Raw genomic sequence first — 22,663 nt, 5'->3', positions numbered from 1 at the left:
GACCGGACGGCCTGTACGCGGGCTTACCGCGTCAGCGTTTTTCAGAGGAGAGCGGGAGATGGAGATTGTCTTGCTCAGCGACGCGCCCCACTTTGCCGATCAGGTTACTGACTGGCAGTGGCGGGCATTCGGTGAGGCCAGCAGCCGGGCGTTCTTTGCGAGCGTAGTTAACAGCAGCCTGGCAGGGGCAGAGTTTCCCGTCACCTTTGTGGCCGTGGAAGCGGGCAGGGCGATCGGTACAGTGGGATTCTGGCGCTGCGATCTGATCAGTCGTCAGGATCTCTTCCCCTGGCTGGCGGCGCTCTATGTGGATGAATCGGCGCGCGGCAGAGGAGTCAGCGAGGCGCTGCAGCAGCACGTTATCGGCTATGCAAAGGCGCAGGGCTTTCCACGCTTGTGGCTCTGGTCGGCGTTCAGAGGGTATTACGAACGGTTTGGCTGGCAGGCGGCGGGAGAGGCGCTCGAGTATCCCGACAAGCCTGTCTCGCTCTACTGCCGCGCGCTGTAAGAGAAGCCAGCCGCCTCTGCGGCAGCTGGCAGTCGCACTCAGGGAGCCGGGTAGGTAAAACGACGGTGAATCGCCTCAATCCCTTCCAGAATCTCGGCATTCAGGGTGAGATTGAAGCTGTCGATATTTGTCTGTAGCTGCTCAAGGGTGGTGGCACCCAGCAGCGTGCTGGCGACAAACGGCTGCTGACGCACATAGGCGAGGGCCATCTGCGACGGGTCAATCTGATGCTGTCGGGCCAGCGCCACATACTCAGCAATCGCCTGCTGTGACTGCTCACCGCTGTAGCGGGTGAAGCGGCTGAACAGGGTGTTGCGTGCGCCCGCAGGCTGCGCGCCATTCAGATATTTACCGCTCAGCGTACCAAACGCCAGGCTCGAATAGGCGAGCAGTTCAACGCCCTCATGCTGGCTGATTTCGGCCAGACCCACTTCAAAGCTGCGGTTCAGCAGACTGTAGGGGTTCTGAATGCTGACGATGCGCGGCAGCTCATGCTTCTCCGCCAGTTGCAGATAGCGCATCACCCCCCACGCCGTTTCGTTCGAGACCCCGATATAGCGAATCTTTCCTGCCCGCACCTGTTCGGTCAGCGCCTCCAGCGTCTCCAGCAGGGTTACCTGCGCGGTGGTTTCGCTGTACTGGTAGCCGAGCTTGCCAAAAAAGTTAGTCTGGCGCTGCGGCCAGTGCAGCTGGTAGAGATCCAGATAGTCGGTGTTCAGCCGTTTCAGGCTGGCGTCGAGGGCGGCACGGATGTTTTTACGGTCCAGCGCCATGTCCGGACGGATTGAGGCGTCGTTGCCACGGGAAGGGCCGGCGACTTTACTGGCCAGAATGATTTTGTCGCGGCTGCCGCGCTGTTTCAGCCAGCTGCCAATGTATTGTTCGGTCAGACCCTGGGTTTCCGGGCGCGGTGGCACCGGATACATCTCGGCAGTATCAATAAAGTTGATGCCGGAACGGATAGCCAAATCCAGTTGAGCATGCGCGTCAGCTTCGCTGTTCTGTTCGCCGAACGTCATGGTGCCCAACCCCAGCTGACTCACTTCCAGCGTGCTGTGGGGAATACGATGATAGTGCATTGCCAGCTTCCTTTTCTTTATCGGGAATAGAGCGAATGGAATGTTGTGTCCTGAGGGACTATAGCGCGAGCCATGGCGGGGAAGGAAGGGGGAAAAATCGGGGAAATCATCTGCCAGCGCAGAATGGGTGGCAGATGATTAAATCAGGCACTTAACGTTCAATGATCGTTGAAACCTCATCGCTGTTAATCTGCACTGCGTGACCTGACTGATCGGTGTATTCCACCAGGCCGGTCTCTTTATCAATGCTCGGCTTGCCTTCGGTCATAATCATGCGGCCATCTTTGGTCGCCATCACATAATCTGAACTGCATCCGCTTAATAACGCTGCGGTTATCACTACCGCTGCTAATCCTGCCAGCCCTTTCATCACGCCTTCCCCTCACAAATCGTCAAGTGCAAAAAGTGTAGTAATAAATGGTTTTGCCGGCAGGATTAATCGCAGAATTCTGAAAATATCCGGGCGAGCAGGCTCGCCCTTGACTTTATCAGGCGGGCTTTTTCTTACTGCGCATCAGGTTAAGGCACTCAACCGCCATTGAGAAGAACATGGCGAAATAGATGTAACCTTTTGGTACGTGGACCGCAAAACTCTCCAGAATCAGGGTAAAACCGACCAGAATCAGGAAAGAGAGGGCCAGCATTTTCACTGACGGATGGCGATCGACAAACTCACCGATAACCCGCGCCGCGAACATCATCAGCAGCACCGCGATCACGACTGCCGCCATCATAATGAAGAGATGATCGGAGAGGCCGATGGCGGTGATAACGGAGTCCAGGCTGAAAATAATGTCGAGCATCATGATCTGCACAATCGCGCCGAGGAAGGAGTGAACGCGGGTATTGTGTTCCCCTTCGCTGCCTTCAATCGTTTCATGGATCTCCATGCTCGATTTCCACAGCAGGAAAAGGCCACCGAACAGCAGGATCAGATCGCGCGCCGAGAAGGGGTGATCCAGCAGCGTAAACAGCGGATTAGTCAGACGGGCAACCCACGCGATTGAGGCCAGTAAGGCCAGACGCATCAGCATCGCGCCCATCAGGCCAATGCGACGGGCGCTGGCCTGCTGGTGTTTAGGCAGTTTCGCGACCACCAGTGACAGGAAAATGATGTTATCAATACCCAGCACCACCTCAAGGATGGTCAGGGTGCCCAGCGCCAGCCAGGCGTTGGGATCGGAAATCCACTCAAACATACCGACATTCAATCCTAAACGAAAAGTAAACGGCGATTATACGCAATGGCTGCGCCGATCACCCACAAAATTGCGACATTTACGCCAGGGCGGGGCAGTTCAGAGGAGAAAATGACGCGCCAGCAGGGGGCCGGTGAAACTTTTCTTCAGATAGAAACCGCGCGGCAGGGTCATGATCGGCTGACCCTGATCGCCAATGCCCTCCGTCAGCGCTTTACTGTTGGCGGCCTTGGGTCGAATCTGCAGCCAGGCGCCATGCCGGGCGGTGATCTGCTCAACGCGACCCAGCACGATCATATCCATCAGCTCCTCCCAGTCCTGACGCAGCATCTCCTCCTCCTCTGCATCCGGGCTCCACAACAGCGGCGCGCCGACACGGCGATGCCGCAGTGGAATCTCACGCTCGCCTTCCACCGGGATCCATAACACCCGCGCCAGCTTGTGCCGCACGTGGCTGTTCGACCAGGTCACGCCGCTGTTGCCGGTCAGGGGGGCGACGCAGACAAAGGTGGTTTCCAGCGGTTTGCCCTGTGCATCAATCGGAATGGTTTTCAGTTCGATACCCAGATGGGCAAAGTCCTGCTCCGCTTTGCTGCCTGCGCTGGCGCCCAGATGCCACTCCAGCAGCATCCCGACCCAGCCTTTATCGCGTTTAAGATCGGCAGGCATAGGCAGCCCGGCGTGAGCGGCCAGCGTTTCCAGTGTTAATCCGGCTAACTCCTGCGCCCGGGCCAGCAGGCTGGCTTCATTTTCAGGCGGGCCTGGTGGGTGACTCATGTTGATAACTCTTGCTGGTTAAAATTTGAACAATAAAAAGAGGGTAACCTGTGCGGCTGAAATAAACCCTATCGGGCTTCGATAATAACATGATAGATCGTGCTTTTTTTAGTGGATCCGCAGGATGTCACCCTCAGGCTGCCAGGGTTATCCCGGCTTACCCGCAACAATGAACAGGATCTCCAGCCCGTTTATCCACAGAAAAATGGGATAACCCCCTTACCGATGCGGTACTGGTTCCATTTACAGCCTTGACTTTTCACGATCTGACCATAATTTCGTCGCTCTGGCCTAACCCTGAGCGATTCTCTGTGGATAAAAAGCGGTGTGGTGGTATTTTAACCAATTGTCAGCGGGCGTGAATTTATCCGCCTGACTGGAAACACTTTAACGTGGCGAACTTAAAGTTATTATGTTTTAAATCAACGGTATAAAATGCGGCCTCTTTTCAGCGGTTCAGAGTGCGCTGAAAAGGTTATTCAGTTAACTCCCGTGTTCTGCACAAAGCTATCCACAGAAAAGGTGAATAAGATCGATCATTTTTCTGATTACTGTTCATAACTTTACCATTTTCTGTGAGTTATCCCGACAGAGACGGCGCAACCCCCCATGAATCCAGTGGTTTACCGCCTGTAAGGAGTGTGAAACAATCAGCTTATTCAAATTTTGCTTTGAGGTAGTCCGGTGATCGATGATGATGGCTACCGCCCGAATGTTGGTATCGTAATCTGTAACCGGCAGGGACAAGTGTTATGGGCCAGGCGCTTTGGACAGCACTCCTGGCAATTTCCTCAGGGAGGCATCAATCCCGGTGAAACCGCAGAACAGGCGATGTATCGCGAACTGTTTGAAGAGGTCGGATTGCACCGGAAAGATGTCCGAATACTTGCCTCTACCCGTAACTGGCTGCGTTACAAGTTGCCAAAACGTTTGGTGCGTTGGGACACAAAGCCGGTATGTATCGGCCAGAAACAAAAGTGGTTTCTTCTGCAGTTAATGTGTAATGACGCGGATATCAATGTGCAGCACAGCAGCACGCCGGAGTTCGATGGCTGGCGCTGGGTCAGTTTCTGGTATCCGGTGCGTCAGGTTGTCTCCTTTAAACGCGACGTCTACCGCCGGGTGATGAAGGAATTCGCTGGCGTGGTGATGTCTATGCAGGAGAGTGCGGGGCAGCGAAACAATCCTGCCCATCGACGTAAGAGAGGATAGGCCACGCCCTTTATGCTCACTCAGTTGCGCGAAATTGTAGAAAAAGTGGCGAGTGCGCCGCGTCTCAATGAAGCACTCGACATTCTGGTCAATGAGATCTGTCTGGCGATGGAAACGGAAGTCTGTTCCGTTTACCTCGCCGACCACGATCGTCGCTGCTATTACCTGATGGCGACGCGCGGACTCAAAAAACCGCGTGGCCGCACTGTGACGCTGGCGTTTGACGAGGGGATCGTCGGTTTAGTGGGCCGTCTGGCCGAGCCGATTAACCTTGCGGACGCCCAGAGCCACCCCAGCTTCAAATATATCCCCGCAGTGAAAGAGGAGCGCTATCGCTCCTTCCTCGGCGTGCCCATTATCAGCCGCCGTCAGCTTCTTGGCGTGCTGGTGGTGCAGCAGCGCGAACATCGTCAGTTTGATGAAAGCGAAGAGTCGTTTCTGGTCACCCTGGCGACCCAGATGGCGGCGTTGCTGTCGCAGTCTCAGATGGGCCAGCTGTTTGGTCAGTTCCGGCAGACGCGGGTGCGCGCGATTGCGGCCGCGCCTGGCGTGGCGGTGGCACCAGGCTGGGTCGATGAGACGCAGCCGCTGCTCGATCAGGTTTCCGCCGCCTCCACGCTGGATGTGCAGCGTGAGCGCGAGCGACTGTCGATCGCCATGACCGAAGCCGCAAGTGAATTTCGCCGCTTCAGTAAACGGTTCAGCGCCAGCGCACAGAAAGAGAGCGCGGCCATTTTCGATCTCTACTCCCACCTGCTGACCGATGCCCGGCTGAAGAAAGATCTGTTCGATGAGATCGAACGCGGATCGGTCGCCGAGTGGGCGGTCAGACAGGTGATCGAGAAGTTTGCTAAGCAGTTCGCCAGCCTGACGGATAACTATCTGCGTGAACGCGCAGGCGATCTGCGGGTGCTGGGCCAGCGTCTGCTGTTTCACCTTGATGACTCGCTGGTCGGCACCAACGCCTGGCCGGAACGCTTCGTACTGGTGGCCGATGAGCTGACCGCAACGACGCTGGCTGAGCTGCCGCAGGAGCGGCTGGCAGGCGTGGTGGTGCGGGATGGTGCAGCCAACTCCCATGCGGCGATCCTGACCCGGGCGATGGGGATCCCGACCGTGATGGGCGCGGATATCCAGCCGCATCAGCTCAACAAACGTCTGCTGATTGTCGATGGCTATCGCGGTGAGCTGCTGATCGATCCGGAGCCGGTGCTGGTGCAGGAGTATCAGCGCCTGATCAGCGAAGAGAATGCGCTGAGCAGGATGGCGGAAGGGGTTGTCGATCAGCCGGGCGAACTGAAAAGTGGCGAGCGGGTGCAGGTGATGCTCAATGCCGGATTAAGCCCGGAGCATGAGCAGGCGCTCGGCAGCTGGGTGGATGGCATCGGGCTCTATCGCACCGAAATTCCGTTTATGCTGCAGAACGGTTTCCCGTCGGAAGAGGAGCAGGTGGCGCAGTATCAGGGCATGCTGCAGCTGTTTCACAACAAGCCGGTCACGCTGCGAACGTTGGACGTCGGGGCGGATAAGCAGCTGCCCTATATGCCGATCAGTGAAGAGAACCCCTGCCTGGGCTGGCGCGGCATCCGCCTGACGCTCGATCAGCCAGAAATTTTTCTGGTGCAGGTGCGCGCCATGCTGCGTGCCAATGCGGCATCCGGCAATCTCAGCATTCTGCTGCCGATGATCAGTCACATCGATGAGATCGACGACGCGAAACGGCTGATCGATCGCGCCGGTCGCGAAGTGGAGGAGATGCTGGGCTACCCGATCCCCGCGCCGCGCATTGGGGTGATGATCGAAGTGCCTTCCATGCTGTTTATGATTCCGCATCTGGCGTCGCGGATCGATTTTATCTCGGTCGGCACCAACGACCTGACGCAGTATCTGCTGGCGGTAGACCGCAACAATACCCGCGTCGCGAACCTGTACGACTCGCTGCATCCGGCGATGCTGCGCGCGCTGAATGCCATCGCGCAGGAAGCCCGTCTCGCGAATCTTGAACTGTGTTTGTGTGGTGAAATGGCAGGCGATCCGATGTGCGTGGCACTGCTGATCGGGCTGGGGTATCGCCATCTCAGCATGAACGGTAAAAACGTCCCGCGGGTGAAATATCTGCTGCGTCATCTGGATCACGAAGAAACGCAGAAGCTCAGCGAGCAGGGAATGAATGCGCATACCGCCACCGAAGTGCGCCATCTGGTGTCGGCCTTTATGGAGCGGCGCGGCCTGGGTGGCCTGATTCGCGGCGGGCGCTAAGCGCCATCCTGACAGGCTGAATTTTCGTCCTGTCCCGGACGGGAGCTCACGCTCTTCACGTTCTGCCTCTGCGCGTTATTCGTGTTTACATTTGCACGACAATTCAAAAAACCGGCTGTGCTATGATGCGCAGCCTTAATTTATGTGCCTGACAACGCCCCTTTTCAGGGTAGAAAAATAGACGGTGAAAGATGAATAACGGCTATATTGCATTTCCGCAGTTCGATCCGGTGATCTTCTCGATTGGACCGGTTTCGCTTCACTGGTACGGTCTGATGTATCTGGTGGGCTTTGTTTTCGCCATGTGGCTGGCGGTACGCCGTGCTAACAAACCTGGCAGCGGCTGGAAAAAAGAGGAAGTTGAGAACCTGCTTTACGCGGGTTTCCTGGGCGTCTTCCTGGGTGGACGCATTGGATATGTGCTGTTCTACAACCTGCCGCTTTTCCTGGAAAATCCCCTCTATCTGTTCAAAGTCTGGGATGGCGGCATGTCATTCCACGGTGGCCTGATCGGGGTGATTGTGGTGATGCTGATTTTTGCCCGCCGGACTAAACGTAATTTCTTCCAGGTCTCCGACTTTATAGCTCCGCTGATCCCGTTTGGTCTGGGTGCCGGGCGTCTCGGTAACTTCATCAACGGCGAACTCTGGGGTCGTGTCGATCCGAACTTCCGCTATGCGATGCTGTTCCCCGGCTCCCGCAGCGAAGATGTGGCGCTGGCCGCCACCAATCCGCAATATCAGGCGCTGCTCAACACCTACGGCGTGCTGCCACGTCATGCCTCGCAGCTGTATGAGCTGGCGCTGGAAGGCGTAGTGCTGTTCATCATCCTGAACCTGTTTATCCGTAAACCCCGTCCGATGGGCAGCGTGTCTGGCCTGTTCCTGATCGGCTATGGCGCATTCCGCATTATCGTTGAGTTCTTCCGCCAGCCGGATGCTCAGCTGGGCCTGTTTGAAGGCGGTATCAGTATGGGACAGATCCTCTCTGTGCCGATGATTATTGCCGGTATAATTATGATGATCTGGGCGTATCGTCGTCGCCCGCAGCCACAATTTCGCGAGGAAAAATGAAACAGTATCTGGATTTAATGCAGCATGTGCTGAACGAAGGCACGCCAAAAGCTGACCGTACCGGCACCGGTACGCTTTCAATTTTTGGTCACCAGATGCGTTTCAATCTGCAGGATGGTTTTCCGCTGGTTACCACCAAGAAATGCCACATCCGCTCGATCATTCATGAACTGCTGTGGTTCCTGAAAGGGGACACCAACATCGGTTATCTGAAAGATAACAAGGTCTCCATCTGGGATGAGTGGGCCGATGAGCAGGGCGATCTCGGCCCGGTGTATGGCAAACAGTGGCGCAGCTGGGGAACGGCCAGCGGTCAGGAAATTGACCAGTTAAGCCAGGTGATGGAGCAGCTGAAGCGCGATCCCGACTCCCGCCGGATCATCGTTTCAGCCTGGAACGTCGGCGAACTGAGCCAGATGGCGCTGGCACCCTGCCATGCTTTCTTCCAGTTCTATGTGGCGAACGGCAAGCTCTCCTGCCAGCTCTATCAGCGTTCGTGCGACATCTTCCTGGGACTGCCGTTTAATATCGCCAGCTATGCGCTGCTGGTGCATATGGTGGCGCAGCAGTGCGATCTGGAGGTCGGCGACTTCGTCTGGACCGGCGGTGACACGCACCTCTACAGCAATCATCTGGAGCAGGCGCGTCTGCAGCTGACCCGTGAACCGCGTCCGCTGCCGAAGCTTGTTATCAAACGCAAACCGGCGTCACTGTTTGACTATCAGTTCGACGATTTTGAGATTGAAGGCTACGATCCGCATCCTGCGATCAAAGCCCCCGTCGCCATCTGACCCGCGATAAACATCAAGCCCTGGCGCACTCCGCCGGGGCTTTTTTTTGCCTGTTGTCCTGAACATCTGCGGCATCGTGCGCACGCTTCCTGAGATTGACTGTCTGTCACGCCGGTTCTCTGCGACAGCCTCTCCAGCCCGTGACGCTGCGCCTTGTCTCACCCGCTCATTCCCGCCAGTCTGATGCCATGAAAAGTGCAAACGTTCGGGGTTTTACCCTGCCGGAGCTGCTGCTGGTGATGGTGATTGCCGGCATGCTGAGCCTTGCCGCACTGCATGGCTGGCAGCGCTGGCAACAGCGGCAGCAACTGCGCGACAGCGCACAGCAACTGCAGGGCTTCCTGTTGCGGCTGCGTGCGCAGGCCAACCGGCAAAACCGTGACCTGATCCTGTGGTCGCAGCCGGGCAGCCCATGGTGTATCGGGGCAGGCCGCCTGCCTGCGGCCGGTTGTGAAGGGGGAAAACGGCTCCATTTCATCGCTCCCCATGCCGGGGTAACGCTGTACGGGCTGCGCGGTGAACCGGGCTTCTATGGCCGTCGTAATGTCGCCAGGGCGGGCAGCATTGAGCTGGGCAATGCTGCCGGGCGCATCTGGCTGATTATCTCCGCCAGAGCCCGTATTCGTCTTTGCCTGAACGATGAGGAGAACTGCCGTTGAAAGTCGCCGGATTCAGCCTGCCGGAGATGCTGGTCGCCCTGGCCATCAGCGCGGTCGTGATGCTGAGTGCCGGGCGGCTTCTGCCGCGGCTGCTGACAGAGAACGCCGCAATGCTGCAGCGGGCACAACTGCGTCAGGAGTTACAGCAGATGATGGCTACCCTGGAAAAGGCGGTGCGGCGTGCCGGTTACTGTCACGGCGAGTGCGGCAGTGGCGCACTCACTCTGCAGGAGAACTGCCTGCTGCTGCGCTGGGATGAAAACAGCAATGGAAAGTGGGAAGGGGTCGGCCATGCCGAAAGTGACTATTACGGCTATCGCCTGCGACAGCAGCAGCTGGAGATGCAGCGGGGTGTGGACCAGTGTCACGCTGCGGGCTGGGAGCGGCTCTCCGACCCCGCGTTTATGCGCGTGGAGCAGTTCAGCGTCAGCCGACAGGGCGGACAGATCAGGATCACGCTGCAGGGGCGGGCCGGACGCTGGCACGAAATGACAGAGCGCTGGGTAGAAGGAGAGAACCTGTGAAGCAGCGAGGCAGCAGCGCGCTGGGCATGGTTCTGATGATCATGGTGATGGGCAGCGTGGCGCTGCACGCCAGCCGCAGGCTGTCAGAGCAGGGTATGCGCGTGCTGGCGGATGAACAGCAGTTTATCCAGGATTTCTGGCGGGCGCAGTCTGCGCTGCAATGGGGCTTAACGCTGAGCTGGTCAGCACATGCGGATTCAGGCTGTCAGCAGGAGGCGCATCAGGGCTGGATCAGCTGCCTGCAACGGAGTGAAAAAGATGAAGGTCTGCTTAAAGGGGAAGCCAGCGGCAGTGGCATGGCGGTCTGGCAGTGGGTCCGGTTACGGGACAATCAGATCCGCGCGTTGCCGCACGGCTGGATTGACTACTGCCCGCTCACACCTCCCGCCGCCTGTCTGTAAAGGCGCAGGCTTCTCCCTGCCAGAGGTGTTATTTGCTCTGTTGCTGATGGCATTAAGCAGCAGCACGCTGTTGCACTATCATCGCGCTCTGGCGCGGGGATTCAGTCAGCAGTGGGCGCAGCAGGAGGCCTGGTACGTGGCTGAACAGCGCCTGGCGGGGCATGAGGTTGCGGGCTGGCAATCCACGCTGCAACAGCAGCCGGGGCCCGCGGGCTGCATGCTGGAACGGGCCGACGTCACTGGTCCCTTCGGGCGTCATGCCTCCCTGAGCCGACTGCGATGTTAACGCCTGCGGGACGCCCTTTTGATGGGTTTCAACAGCGATACGCGGTAAAGTGACAGGGCCGCAATACCGCAGTCATGTTCTGAGTTACCACAGGAGTTGTCATGTTTCACGTCTATCACTCAAATCAGCTCGATGTGCTGAAGATTCTCGCGGCTGCGGTGATTAAACATGATCCTCTGGATGACCCTTTCGCGTCAGAAATGATACTGGTGCAGAGTCCGGGTATGGCGCAGTGGCTGCAGATGGAGCTGGCGCAGACCTTTGGCATTGCAGCCAACATCGAATTTCCGCTGCCCGCCAGTTTCATCTGGGAGATGTTCGTGCGCGTGCTGCCCGACATCCCGGTAGAGAGTGCCTTCAGCAAGGCCAGCATGAGCTGGAAGCTGATGCACCGGCTGCCGGTGATGCTGGAGCAGGAGGAGTTTACCTCCTTACGTCACTATCTCCATGACGACGGCGACAAGCGCAAACTGTTTCAGCTCAGCTCCCGTGTGGCGGATCTGTTTGACCAGTATCTGGTCTATCGTGCTGACTGGCTCAACAGCTGGGAGCGCGGCGAAAGTATCGACGGGCTGGGCGAAGCGCAGCGCTGGCAGGCCGCCCTGTGGCGCGATCTGGTGAGCTACACCCGCACGCTGCGACAGCCGGAATGGCACCGCGCGAATCTCTATGCGCGATTTATCCGCACGCTGGAGCAGGCGAAGAGCACGCCGGAAAACCTGCCCAGGCGGGTCTTTATCTGTGGTATCTCCGCACTGCCGCCGATCTATCTGCAGGCGCTGCAGGCGCTGGGACGTCACATCGACATCCACCTGCTGTTTACCAATCCCTGCCGCGACTACTGGGGCGACATTCAGGACTATGCCTTCCTGGCGAAGCTGCAAAGCCGTCAGCGCCGCCGCCATGACGCTGAGGCGGCGCGTGGACTGTTCCGGGACGCAGAGCAGGCGTCGCAGCTGTTTAACGAAGCCGGTGAACAGCAACTGACGAATCCGCTGCTGGCCTCCTGGGGCAAGCTGGGGCGTGACAACCTCTTTCTGCTCAGCCAGATGGATGCCAGCGACGACATCGATGCCTTTGTGGATGTAGAGCCGGACAACCTGCTGCACTGCATGCAGTACGATCTTCTCAATCTGCAGGACAGTGCCATCATCGGGCTGAACGCGGTGGAACTGGCACACAGCGATCGCAAGCGCCTCCTCGATCCGGCGGATCGTTCGATCGTGGTGCAGGTCTGCCACAGTGCGCAGCGCGAAGTTGAGGTACTGCAGGATCATCTGCTGGCGATGATGGAGGCTGATCCGACGCTGAAAGCACGCGACATTATTGTGATGGTGGCCGACATCGACGCTTATGCACCGTTCATTCAGGCCGTGTTCGCCAATGCGCCCGCCGATCGCTATCTGCCTTTTGCGATTTCAGACCGGCGGGCCAGTCAGGCGCATCCGGCCATCGTGGCGTTTCTGCATCTGCTGGCGCTGCCGGACAGCCGTTTTGTCTCAGAAGATGTGCTGGCGCTGCTGGATGTGCCGGCGCTGGCGTCCCACTTCGCCATTGATGAAAGCGGCCTGCGTTTGCTGCGGCGCTGGGTCAGCGAGTCAGGCGTTCGCTGGGGGCTGGATGATGCCAGCGTTGAAGCTCTCTCACTGCCGATTACCGGCCAGCACACCTGGCGCTTTGGCGTGCAGCGTATGCTGCTGGGTTATGCGATGGAGAGCCACAATGGCGACTGGGAGGGGATTCTGCCTTATGACGAGTCGAGTGGCCTGGTGGGGGAGCTGGCGGGCCATCTGGCTGAGCTGCTCGCGCGGCTGAATCACTGGCGTGAGCGGCTGGCGGAACCCCGCCCGCTGGCGGAGTGGCTGCCGATGTGCCGGGAACTGCTGAACGCCTTCTTCACGCCTGACGCGGAAACCGAGGCCGCTTTACTGCTGGTGGAAGAGCAGTGGCAGCAACTGATTCAGTACGGAATGGATGCGCGGTTTGAGGAGGCGATCCCGGTGGCGCTGCTGCGCGATGACCTGCGCAGCCGGCTCGATCAGCAGCGCATCAGCCAGCGCTTTCTGGCCGGGCAGATCAACTTTTGTACCCTGATGCCGATGCGTTCAATACCGTTCCAGCTGGTCTGTCTGCTGGGGATGAACGACGGCGTCTATCCGCGCACGCTTGCGCCGTTAGGCTTTGATCTGATGCAGCAGCAGTCCCGTAAAGGCGACCGCAGCCGCCGTGATGATGACCGTTACCTGTTTCTTGAGGCGATGCTCTCCGCTCAGCAGCAGCTCTATATCAGCTATATCGGCCGGGCGATTCAGGATAATACGGAACGCTATCCCTCGGTGCTGGTCACAGAACTGCTGGATTACATTGGACAGAGTTTTTACCTGGAGGGGGATGGTCATCTGGAGCTGGATGAGAGTGCCGGACGGGTGCGGGCGCATCTGCAGCACCTCAACAGCAGGATGCCGTTTGCCGCTGAGAATTTCCAGCCTGCCGCCAGACTGCAGAGCTTCGCCCGCGAGTGGCTGCCTGCCGCCCAGGGGGCGGGGCAGCCGCAACCCGAATTTGTCCAGCCGCTGACGGCCCCGGACATTGATGCGCTCACCTTAGAGGCCTTTCTGCGCTTCTGGCGGCACCCGGTTCGCGCCTGGTTCCACCAGCGTCTCGGCGTGAGCTTCTGGCTGGAGGAGGATGAGCTGCCCGACAGCGAACCTTTTGCGCTCGACAACCTGGAGCGTTATCAGATCAATGCCCAGTTGCTGAATGCCCTGGTCGAAGGTGAGGATACCCAGCGGCTCTATGCGCACCATCGCGCCGCCGGTAACCTGCCCTACGGCGCATTTGGCGAACTTTTCTGGCAGGCGCAGCGTGATGAGATGCAGGAAGTGGCGGCGGAAGTGGTAAACCAGCGCAGCGACGGCGAGAGCTGGGAAGTGAATCTGCAACTGGAGCAGGTCAGCTTAACCGGCTGGCTGACGCAGGTGCAGAGCGACGGGCTCCTGCGCTGGCGGCCTGGCGTCCTCAACATGAACGATGGCCTGCTGCTCTGGCTGGAGCATCTGATTTACTGCGCGCTGGGCGGCACCGGCAGCAGCCGTATGTATGGCCGCCAGCAGAGCCGCTGGTGTTTTCCTGCCGTGCCGCAGTCAGAGGCGATGGCCGCCCTGAATGACTATATCGCCGGTTACCTCGACGGGTTGCGTCAGCCGCTGATGCTGCTCAGCAAAAGTGGCGGTGCGTGGCTGACCGCCAGCTACGACAAAAAGAGCCAGCAGTTACTCACGGATGAGGCCACGCAGCTGAAGGCGCGCAATCGCCTGCTGACGGCCTGGTCTGGCAGCTACCAGGTGGAGGGAGAGGGCAGCGACCCCTATCTGCAGCGGCTCTGCCGCGTGCTGGATGAGGCGCAACTGCAGCAGATCACTGAGGCGGCGCAGCGCTGGTATTTGCCGGTGCTGGCCGCACATCAGGATGATGAATAGCAGGTCAGATCGCATTTTGCAGACTGACTACACACACAGAAATTTTTGCCTGGCTTTGAGCCGCCGCGTCAGTAATTGGCGGCTTATCGGGAAACAAGAGGGGTTTACATGCGGCTACACGCACGCTGGATAGCGGCACTACTGTTGAGCCTGGTGGCTTGCACCGCCCTGGCGCAGACATCTGCAGGCTGGCAGCCAGTTAACGATACCATTCGCAAAAGTGACCAGGACCCCCGAAGCTATCAGGCCATCCGTCTCGATAACGGACTGACGGTATTGCTGGTGTCCGATCCGGTGGCACCGAAATCGCTGGCGGCGCTGACGCTGCCGATTGGATCGCTGGACGATCCCGATCAGCAGGCGGGACTGGCTCACTACCTCGAACATATGGTGCTGATGGGCTCAAAGCGCTACCCGCAGCCGGACAACCTGGCCGAGTTCCTGAAAAAGCATGGTGGCAGCCACAATGCCAGCACCGCCTCTTATCGCACCGCCTTTTATCTGGAAGTGGAAAATGCGGCGCTGGAACCGGCGGTCGACCGCCTGGCGGATGCCGTAGCGGCACCGCTGCTGGATCCGGTCAACGCTGACCGCGAGCGTCACGCCGTCAATGCCGAGCTGACCATGGCGCGCGCGCGTGATGGCCTGCGCATGGCTCAGGTCGGCGCCGAAACCCTGAACCCGGCACACCCGGCGTCGCGTTTTTCTGGCGGTAATTTAGAGACCCTGAAAGATAAGCCGGGCAGTAAACTGCACCAGGCGCTACTGGACTTCTACCACACGCATTACTCCGCCAACCTGATGAAGGCGGTCATCTACAGCAACAAACCGCTGCCGGAGATGGCGTCGATTGCGGCCAGAACCTTTGGCCGCATCAAAAATCACCATGCCAGCGTGCCGGAGATTAACGTGCCGGTGGTCACCGATGCGCAGCAGGGCATCATCATTCACTATGTGCCCGCCCAGCCGCGCAAGCAGCTCAAAATTGAATTCCGCATCGGGAACAACAGCGATCGTTTTCGCAGTAAAACGGACACGCTGATCAGCTACTTAATCAGTAACCGCAGCAAAAATACGCTGACCGACTGGCTGCAGAAGCAGGGGCTGGCGGACGGTGTCAATGCCGGCGCCGACCCGATGACCGAACGTAACAGCGGCGTATTTGCCATTACGGTCTCCCTGACGGATAAAGGCCTGGCGCAGCGTGATGAAGTGGTGGCGGCGGTATTCAGCTACATCAATCTGCTGCGTCAGCAGGGCGACGATAAGCGCTATTTCGATGAGGTCTCTCACGTACTGGCACTCGACTTCCGCTATCCCTCCATCACCCGCGATATGGATTACATTGAGTGGCTGGCCGACACCATGCTGCGGGTGCCGGTGGAACACACGCTGGATGCGCCTTACCTGGCCGATCAGTACGATGCCGCCGCGATCGCTGCCCGCCTGCAGGAGATGACGCCGCAACGTGCGCGTATCTGGTACATCAGCCCGCAGGAGCCGCACAACAAAAAAGCCTACTTTGTGGACGCGCCTTATCAGGCAGAGAAAATCACGCCGCAGACCTTTGCTGACTGGCAGCAGCGCGCCAGTCAGATCGCGCTGGCAATGCCTGCGCTGAACCCCTATATTCCGGACGACTTCACGCTGCTGCCCGCTGACGGTAAAACCTGGCAGCATCCGGTCAGACTGGCTAACGACGACGGCATGCGCATTTACTGGATGCCCAGCCGCTATTATGCCCGCGAGCCAAAGGCGGCGATCACCCTGGCCTTACGCAACAGGCACGCCATCAGCGATGCGCGTCAGCAGGTGCTGTTCGGCCTGAATGACTACCTCTCCAGCCTGGCGCTGGACGAGCTAAATTCGCAGGCTTCGGTGGGCGGCATCAGCTTTTCAACCGGTGAAGATGAAGGTCTGGTGTTCAATGCCAGCGGCTTCACGCAGCGCCTGCCGGTGCTGCTGAAGAAACTGGTCGAAGGGTATGCCCACTTCCAGCCGACAGAGCAGCAACTGGCGCAGGCAAAATCCTGGTATCTGGAGCGGCTGGAGGCGGCGGAAAAGGGCAAGGCGTTCGAACAGGCGATTCAGCCGATGCAGATGCTCTCTCAGCTGCCTTATACCCAGCGCGAGACGCGCCGCAGACTGGTCAGCACGATCACGCTTGATGAGGTGACGGCTTACCGCGACGCGCTGTTCCGCGATGCGACGCCAGAGATGCTGGTGGTCGGCAACCTCAGTGCAGACAGCGTGACGCAGCTGGGACATGAACTGAAACAGCAGATGCAGAGTCACGCGACCCGCGACTGGCAGAGTCAGTATGTCTCGTTCGATAAACCGCTGAAGGCCAATCTGCAGCAGCCGGGCAGCAGTACCGACTCGGCGCTTGCCGCGCTCTATATTCCGCTGGGCTACAGCGAATATCAGAGCATGGCCAACAGCTCCATGCTGAGCCAGATCGTGCAGCCGTGGTTCTACAATCAGCTGCGCACAAAAGAGCAGCTCGGCTATGCGGTGTTTGCCTTCCAGATGCCGGTCGGCCGACAGTGGGGCGTTGGCTTCCTGCTGCAGAGTAACAGCCGGCAACCTGACTGGCTGCTGCAGCGTTACCAGGCGTTCTATCCCGAGGCGGAAAAACGTCTGCGCAACATGAGCCAGGCCGATTTTGCGCAGTATCAGCAGGCGATGATCAATGACCTGCAGCAGCGTCCCCAGACGCTGGATGAAGAAGCCGATCGTTACAGCCGTGACTTCGATCGTCAGAATGAGACGTTTGATACCCGGCAGAAAGTGATAGAGCAGGTGCAGCTGCTCACCCCGGCCAGCGTGGCAGACTTTTTCCGTAAAGCGGTTATCGAACATAATGGCATGGTCATGACCTCGCAGATTGCGGGCAGTAACAATGGCAAAATTGACTATGCCCGGCAGCCTGGCTGGAAAACCTGGGATGAAGTGGCGCAGTTGCAGCAGTCGCTGCCGGTAAAGAGTGAGACCCAATGACGCAGTTACCCCCCGTATCGCTGAATCCTTTAACGCTGCCGCTCAGGGGTGAGCGGCTGATTGAGGCGTCTGCCGGCACCGGAAAAACCTTTACCATTGGCCTGCTCTATCTGCGCCTGCTGCTGGGGCTGGGCGAAGAAAACGCCTACAGCCGGCCGCTCTCGGTTGAAGAGATTCTGGTGGTGACCTTTACCGAGGCCGCCACCGCCGAGCTGCGCGGCCGTATCCGCGAGAACATCCACCAGCTGCGTCTGGCCTGTATCCGCGGCAAAAGCAGCAATCCGATGCATCAGCGATTACTGGAGCAGATGCCGGATCTGAGTCAGGCCGCGGCGCAGCTACTGGCCGCCGAAAGGCAGATGGATGAAGCCGCCATCTTTACCATCCACGGCTTCTGTCAGCGGATGCTCAATCTGAATGCGTTTGAGTCGGGCATGCTGTTTGAGCAGGAGCTGATCGAAGATGAGCAGGCGCTGCTGAAGCAGTCCGCCGCCGACTTCTGGCGTCGCCAGTGCTATCCGCTGTCGCTGGATGTAGCGCGGATTATCGCCGCAGAGTGGAGCGGGCCGGACAGCCTGCTGAAGACGCTGCGTCCCTGGCTCCAGGGCGAAACGCCAGGACTGAAACGACCGCCCGCGGCCGATGAGACGCTGGCCTCCCGCCATGCCCGCAATCTGGCGCGCATCAACGCCATCAAACAGCAGTGGCAGGCGCTGAGTCGCGACGTTGAAGGCATCATCAGCGCCTCAGGCGTGGATAAGCGCAGCTACAGCAGTAAACATCTGCCCAACTGGGTCGCCAGAGTCACCCAGTGGGCCAGCAGTGAGACGCTGGATTATCAGCTGCCGAAGGAGCTGGAGCGGTTTGGCCAGCAGGTGCTGGAGGAGAAAACCAAAAAGGGTGAAGCACCACGCCACGCCCTGTTTGAGGCCATCGACCAGTTTCTGGCAGAGCCGCTGTCGCTGCGGGATGTGATCATTGCTCAGGCGCTGATCGATGTACGCGCTACGGTTCAGCGCGAGAAGCGGTTGCGGGCGCTGTTAGGTTTTGACGACCTGCTCAGTAAGCTGGATGAGGCGCTGCAACAGCCTGGCGGGGTTCTGCTCGCGGAAACCATCCGGGCGCGTTTCCCGGTCGCCCTGATTGACGAATTCCAGGATACCGACCCGCAGCAATATCGTATTTTCCGCACGCTCTATGTGAATCAGCCGGAGCAGGCGCTGTTTCTGATCGGTGACCCGAAACAGGCGATCTACGCTTTTCGCGGCGCGGATATCTTTACCTATCTGCGGGCCAGAAACGAAGTCAGTGCTCACTACACGCTGGATACGAACTGGCGCTCTTCGCCGGAAATGGTCGAAAGCGTTAACCGCCTCTTCTCGCAGCTTGAGTCACCGTTCCTGTTCTCGGCAATCCCTTTTCAGCCGGTGCAGCCTGCGGCACCCAATCAGTCACTGAAACTGATTTATGATGGGCAGCCGCAACCGGCGTTACGCTTCTGGCTGCAACCCGGTGAGGGCGTCGGCAGCAGTGATTATCAGCAGTTTATGGCGCAGCAATGTGCCGCCGACATCAGCCGCTGGCTGGTGGCCGGACAGCAGGGGCGCGCCTTTGCAGGAAAAGGTGAGGCGCTGCAGCCGGTGCGGGCTTCCGATATCACGGTGCTGGTGCGCAGCCGCAATGAAGCCACCTTAATCCGCGATGCGCTGAATGCGCTGGCGATCCCCTCGGTCTACCTCTCCAGCCGCGACAGCGTCTATACCACGCCGGAAGCGCGTGAATTACTCTGGCTGCTGCAGGCGATTCAGGCCCCGGAGCAGGAGCGCTTACTGCGCAGCGCGCTGGCGACTTCTATCTTTGGCATTGATGCGGCGACGCTGGAAACGCTGAGCCAGAATGAACGCGACTGGGATGCGCTGGTCGAGCAGTTTGCCGTCTGGCAGCAGCTGTGGCACCAGCGCGGCGTGTTACCGATGCTGCGCGACGTGATGATCAAACGGCAGCTGGCGGAGAATATGCTGGCGTCGGAGAACGGAGAACGGCGCCTGACCGATCTGATGCATCTGGGGGAACTGTTGCAGGAAGCCTCAGTGCAGCTGGAGAGCCCGCACGCGCTGGTGCGTTTTCTGGCGCAGCAGATTGCCCGCCCGAACAGCCAGGCCGCCAGCCAGCAGCTGCGTCTGGAAAGCGACCGCCACCTGGTGCAGATTATCACCATCCACAAATCGAAAGGGCTGCAATACCCGCTGGTCTGGCTGCCGTTTGCTGCCGGATTCCGCGAAGCGGCCAGTGCGCTTTACCACGACCGCGAAAGTTTTGCGGCTCTGCTGGACGTTCAGGGCGATGCACAAAGCCTGGCGCTGGCGGAAGAGGAGCGTCTGGCAGAGGATCTGCGCCTGCTCTATGTGGCGCTGACCCGCTCGGTGTATCACTGCAGCGTCGGGATTGCGCCGCTGATCAAAGGCACGCGCAAAAAAGAGGGCGAAAGCGACCTGCACAAGAGCGCACTCGGCTATCTGATTCAGAAAGGCGAGGCGGCCGATGCGCAGCAGCTCAGCCGTTCTCTGCAGGCGTTAACCGGGACGGGCATTGCGCTGGTCGAGGCAGATCTGCTGCCCGGCGAACGATGGCAGGATGCGCAGCCGGGCGACGACGTCCTGAGCAGCCGCGTCGTGACTCAGGCGCGAACGGATGTCTGGCGGGTCACCAGTTATTCCGGCCTGCAGCAGCACCACAGTTCCCCGCTGCTGGATGCATTGCCCAGCTTCGATATTGACGCGGCGGGCGAAGAGGAGAGCGGTGAAGAGACGGCACTGACGCCGCACCATTTTCCGCGCGGTGCGGCACCCGGTACGTTTCTGCACGGCCTGTTTGAGTCTATCGACTTTACTGAACCGCCGGACCGCATCTGGCTGGAAGATCAGCTGCAGCACAATGGCTACCCGCTGAGCTGGTTGCCGGTGCTGGAGGCGTGGATCGCGCGGGTGTTAGAGACCCCGCTCAACGCGGAGGGGCTGACGCTGTCGGCGATCAAAAGCAGCGAACGGCTGATCGAGATGGCGTTCTATCTGCCGATCGATAATCTGCTGACGGCAGCCGGGCTGGATGCGCTGCTGCGGCGGCACGACAGCCTCTCTCAGCAGGCTGCCTCCCTGGACTTTCGTCAGGTGCGGGGCATGCTGAAGGGCTTTATCGATCTGGTCTTCCGCTGGCAGGGAAAATATTATCTGCTCGACTACAAGTCGAACTGGCTGGGGGAAAGCCACAGCGCTTACACCCAGGAGGCGATGGCGCAGGCGATGATCGGGCACCGCTACGATCTGCAGTATCAGCTCTATACGCTGGCGCTGCATCGCTATCTGACCCATCGCCTGCCGGATTACCGCTACGATCGCGATTTTGGCGGCGTCTTTTATCTGTTTTTGCGCGGGATGGATGGCAGCTCGCCCGACAACGGCATTTTTGCTACCCGCCCCTCCGCAGCGTGTGTGGAGGAGATGGATGCACTGTTTGGTAAGAACGGAGAGAGAGGATGAGTGACATGCTGAGTCTGCTGCTGCAGGCAGTCGACAAACGTCTCCTGCGTCCGCTGGATATTCAGTTTGCCCGCCTCGTGGCCGCTGAATCACAGCCTGCGCTGCTGCTCGCGGCGGCCTGCGTCAGCGCCGAGGCGGGCGAGGGGCACGTCTGTTTACCGCTGAGCAACCTCTGTGAAGCCCGGCTGTTCGCCGGCCGACAGCCTGCACTGGCTCAGGCGATCTGGCAGGCTGCTGGTGCGCCCGATAACTGGTCAGCTCGTCTTGCTGACTGGTCGGCGGTCAGCGACGGCAGTCGGGTGACGCCCCTGGTGCTGAGCAATCAGCGTCTCTACCTGCATCGCCTGTGGCACAGCGAAGGCCGGGTTGCCGACTTTTTTGCCGCTCAGGAGATGACCTCCGCGCTGGATATGCGTGCCGCCGGTGAGGTGCTCAACAGCCTGTTTGGTGACCAGCCGGAAAACTGGCAGAAGATTGCGGCGGCGGTGGCGCTGACCCGCAAGACGGCGGTGATCTCCGGCGGCCCCGGCACCGGGAAAACCACCACCGTGGCGAAACTGCTCGCGGCGCTGATTCGTCTGCATCCCGGCGCGCTGCGGATCCAGCTGGCGGCCCCGACCGGCAAAGCTGCCGCGCGGCTGACCGAATCCCTGGGCAGGGCACTGCAGGATCTGGCCGTGAGTGACGAAGAGCGTCAGCGTTTTCCTGCTGAAGCCACGACCCTGCATCGCCTGCTGGGCGCGCAACCTGATACCCAGCGCCTGCGCTATCATGCCGGTAACCGGTTGCATCTCGATGTGCTGGTGGTGGATGAAGCCTCGATGGTCGATTTGCCGATGATGGCCAAACTGATTGCCGCGCTGCCGCCGCATGCCCGCGTGGTGTTTCTGGGCGATCGCGACCAGCTGGCCTCGGTTGAGGCGGGGGCGGTACTGGGCGACATCTGCCGCTGTACCGAAAGTGGCTACAGCCAGGCGCGGGCAGAACAGCTTGCCCTGCTGACCGGTTGCACCCTGCAGGGCAGTGACGATCTGCAGGCACCGACGGTGCGCGACAGCATCTGCCTGCTGCAGAAAAGTTACCGTTTTGACGCCTCATCCGGCATCGGTCTGCTGGCAAAAGCCATCAATCGTGGTAACGCGGAGGAGGTCAGGGCGGTGTTTGCTGAGGCCTATGAGGATGTCAGCTATCAGCCGCTGGACAGTGCGGAAGCCTATCAGGCGATGCTGGATGAAGTCGCCGCCGGTTATCAGCCCTTCCTGCAGCTGATCAGGGAGCAGGCCTCACCCGCAGAGGTGATTGCGGCGTTTGGCCGTTATCAGCTGCTCTGTGCACTGCGAGACGGTCCCTTTGGCGTACAGGGGCTGAATCAGCGCATCGAACAGCGGCTGATGCAGTTGCAGCGCCTCCGTCGGCCTGGCATCGGTAGCCGCTGGTATGCCGGGCGGCCGGTGATGATCACCCGCAATGACAGCGCGCTCGGCCTGTTTAACGGCGACATTGGCATTGCGCTGCGTGATGATGAGGGCAACCTCCGGGTCTTTTTCCCGCTGCCGGATGGCACGATCAAAGCGATTCAGCCGAGCCGTTTACCCTCACATGAAACCGCCTGGGTCATGACGGTGCATAAATCACAGGGGTCGGAGTTTGACCACACTGCGCTGGTCATGCCAACCCAGTCTCTGCCGGTACTGACCCGCGAACTGGTTTACACCGCCATTACGCGCGCGCGGCGTCAGCTGACCATCTACAGCGAACCGGGTGTGTTTCAGCGCGCCGTGCAGCTGCAGACGCAGCGACGCAGTGGTCTGGTCGATCGACTGAGCGCAGCAGGATAGAAGAGAGGGGAGAGTTCACATCCATGATCGCTCTCCCCCGGA

17 protein-coding genes are annotated in these 22,663 nt (G+C 59.4%); 13 read left to right on the top strand and 4 right to left on the bottom strand.

What is annotated here, in order from left to right; translation table 11 throughout:
* Window positions 1-58 precede the first annotated feature (58 nt).
* Window positions 59-508, top strand: a complete 450-nt coding sequence (locus S7A_RS00725; protein WP_009087052.1) for a GNAT family N-acetyltransferase — start codon at window positions 59-61, stop codon at window positions 506-508.
* A 38-nt stretch (window positions 509-546) separates the two neighbouring features.
* On the opposite strand, the gene S7A_RS00720 is transcribed toward S7A_RS00725, so the two are convergent.
* The 4 genes from S7A_RS00720 to mutH all read right to left on the bottom strand — a co-directional run bounded on the left by S7A_RS00720 (window position 547) and on the right by mutH (window position 3,563).
* Complete coding sequence (locus S7A_RS00720) at window positions 547-1,587, bottom strand: NADP(H)-dependent aldo-keto reductase (RefSeq protein WP_009087049.1); 1,041 nt, start codon at window positions 1,585-1,587, stop codon at window positions 547-549.
* Window positions 1,588-1,738: 151 nt separating this feature from the next.
* Window positions 1,739-1,957 (bottom strand): YgdI/YgdR family lipoprotein, encoded by a 219-nt coding sequence (locus tag S7A_RS00715; RefSeq protein ID WP_009087047.1) that lies wholly within the window; start codon window positions 1,955-1,957, stop codon window positions 1,739-1,741.
* 118 nt (window positions 1,958-2,075) lie between these two features.
* A complete protein-coding gene (locus S7A_RS00710) occupies window positions 2,076-2,786 on the bottom strand; it encodes a TerC family protein (protein WP_009087045.1) in 711 nt (236 codons plus the stop codon).
* Window positions 2,787-2,885: 99 nt separating this feature from the next.
* Window positions 2,886-3,563: a DNA mismatch repair endonuclease MutH gene (gene mutH, locus S7A_RS00705; protein ID WP_009087043.1), complete on the bottom strand. Its 678-nt coding sequence runs from the start codon at window positions 3,561-3,563 to the stop codon at window positions 2,886-2,888.
* A 684-nt stretch (window positions 3,564-4,247) separates the two neighbouring features.
* Here mutH and rppH point away from each other — a divergent pair.
* From rppH to recD, 12 genes are all read left to right on the top strand, one after another.
* Complete coding sequence (rppH, locus tag S7A_RS00700; protein ID WP_009087042.1) at window positions 4,248-4,775, top strand: RNA pyrophosphohydrolase; 528 nt, start codon at window positions 4,248-4,250, stop codon at window positions 4,773-4,775.
* Between the two features lie 12 nt (window positions 4,776-4,787).
* Window positions 4,788-7,034, top strand: coding sequence for a phosphoenolpyruvate--protein phosphotransferase (gene ptsP, locus S7A_RS00695; protein WP_009087039.1), 2,247 nt, complete (start codon window positions 4,788-4,790; stop codon window positions 7,032-7,034).
* Window positions 7,035-7,225: 191 nt separating this feature from the next.
* Complete coding sequence (gene lgt, locus S7A_RS00690; RefSeq protein WP_009087037.1) at window positions 7,226-8,107, top strand: prolipoprotein diacylglyceryl transferase; 882 nt, start codon at window positions 7,226-7,228, stop codon at window positions 8,105-8,107.
* Entirely contained in the window at window positions 8,104-8,898 is a 795-nt protein-coding gene (thyA, locus tag S7A_RS00685) for a thymidylate synthase (RefSeq protein ID WP_009087035.1), read from the top strand. Before lgt ends, thyA begins: the two co-directional genes overlap by 4 nt.
* A 188-nt stretch (window positions 8,899-9,086) precedes the next feature.
* Window positions 9,087-9,557: a prepilin-type N-terminal cleavage/methylation domain-containing protein gene (locus S7A_RS00680; RefSeq protein ID WP_009087033.1), complete on the top strand. Its 471-nt coding sequence runs from the start codon at window positions 9,087-9,089 to the stop codon at window positions 9,555-9,557.
* On the top strand, window positions 9,554-10,081 hold the full coding sequence (locus S7A_RS00675) for a prepilin peptidase-dependent protein (protein WP_009087032.1): 528 nt from the start codon (window positions 9,554-9,556) through the stop codon (window positions 10,079-10,081). Before S7A_RS00680 ends, S7A_RS00675 begins: the two co-directional genes overlap by 4 nt.
* A complete protein-coding gene (locus S7A_RS00670) occupies window positions 10,078-10,482 on the top strand; it encodes a DUF2509 family protein (RefSeq protein WP_009087030.1) in 405 nt (134 codons plus the stop codon). The genes S7A_RS00675 and S7A_RS00670 overlap by 4 nt, the downstream gene beginning before the upstream one ends.
* 46 nt (window positions 10,483-10,528) lie before the next feature.
* Window positions 10,529-10,768: a prepilin-type N-terminal cleavage/methylation domain-containing protein gene (locus S7A_RS00665; RefSeq protein WP_033736452.1), complete on the top strand. Its 240-nt coding sequence runs from the start codon at window positions 10,529-10,531 to the stop codon at window positions 10,766-10,768.
* 101 nt (window positions 10,769-10,869) lie between these two features.
* Entirely contained in the window at window positions 10,870-14,247 is a 3,378-nt protein-coding gene (recC, locus tag S7A_RS00660) for an exodeoxyribonuclease V subunit gamma (protein WP_009087026.1), read from the top strand.
* A gap of 108 nt (window positions 14,248-14,355) precedes the next feature.
* Window positions 14,356-17,247 (top strand): pitrilysin, encoded by a 2,892-nt coding sequence (gene ptrA, locus S7A_RS00655; RefSeq protein ID WP_033736038.1) that lies wholly within the window; start codon window positions 14,356-14,358, stop codon window positions 17,245-17,247.
* Complete coding sequence (gene recB / locus S7A_RS00650) at window positions 17,244-20,783, top strand: exodeoxyribonuclease V subunit beta (RefSeq protein WP_009087016.1); 3,540 nt, start codon at window positions 17,244-17,246, stop codon at window positions 20,781-20,783. Before ptrA ends, recB begins: the two co-directional genes overlap by 4 nt.
* Complete coding sequence (recD, locus tag S7A_RS00645) at window positions 20,780-22,621, top strand: exodeoxyribonuclease V subunit alpha (RefSeq protein WP_033736035.1); 1,842 nt, start codon at window positions 20,780-20,782, stop codon at window positions 22,619-22,621. Before recB ends, recD begins: the two co-directional genes overlap by 4 nt.
* Window positions 22,622-22,663: the final 42 nt, after the last annotated feature.

Source organism: Pantoea sp. Sc1 (assembly GCF_000255315.1).
Lineage (GTDB): Bacteria > Pseudomonadota > Gammaproteobacteria > Enterobacterales > Enterobacteriaceae > Pantoea > Pantoea anthophila.
This window is presented reverse-complemented; position numbering and strand designations above follow the sequence as displayed.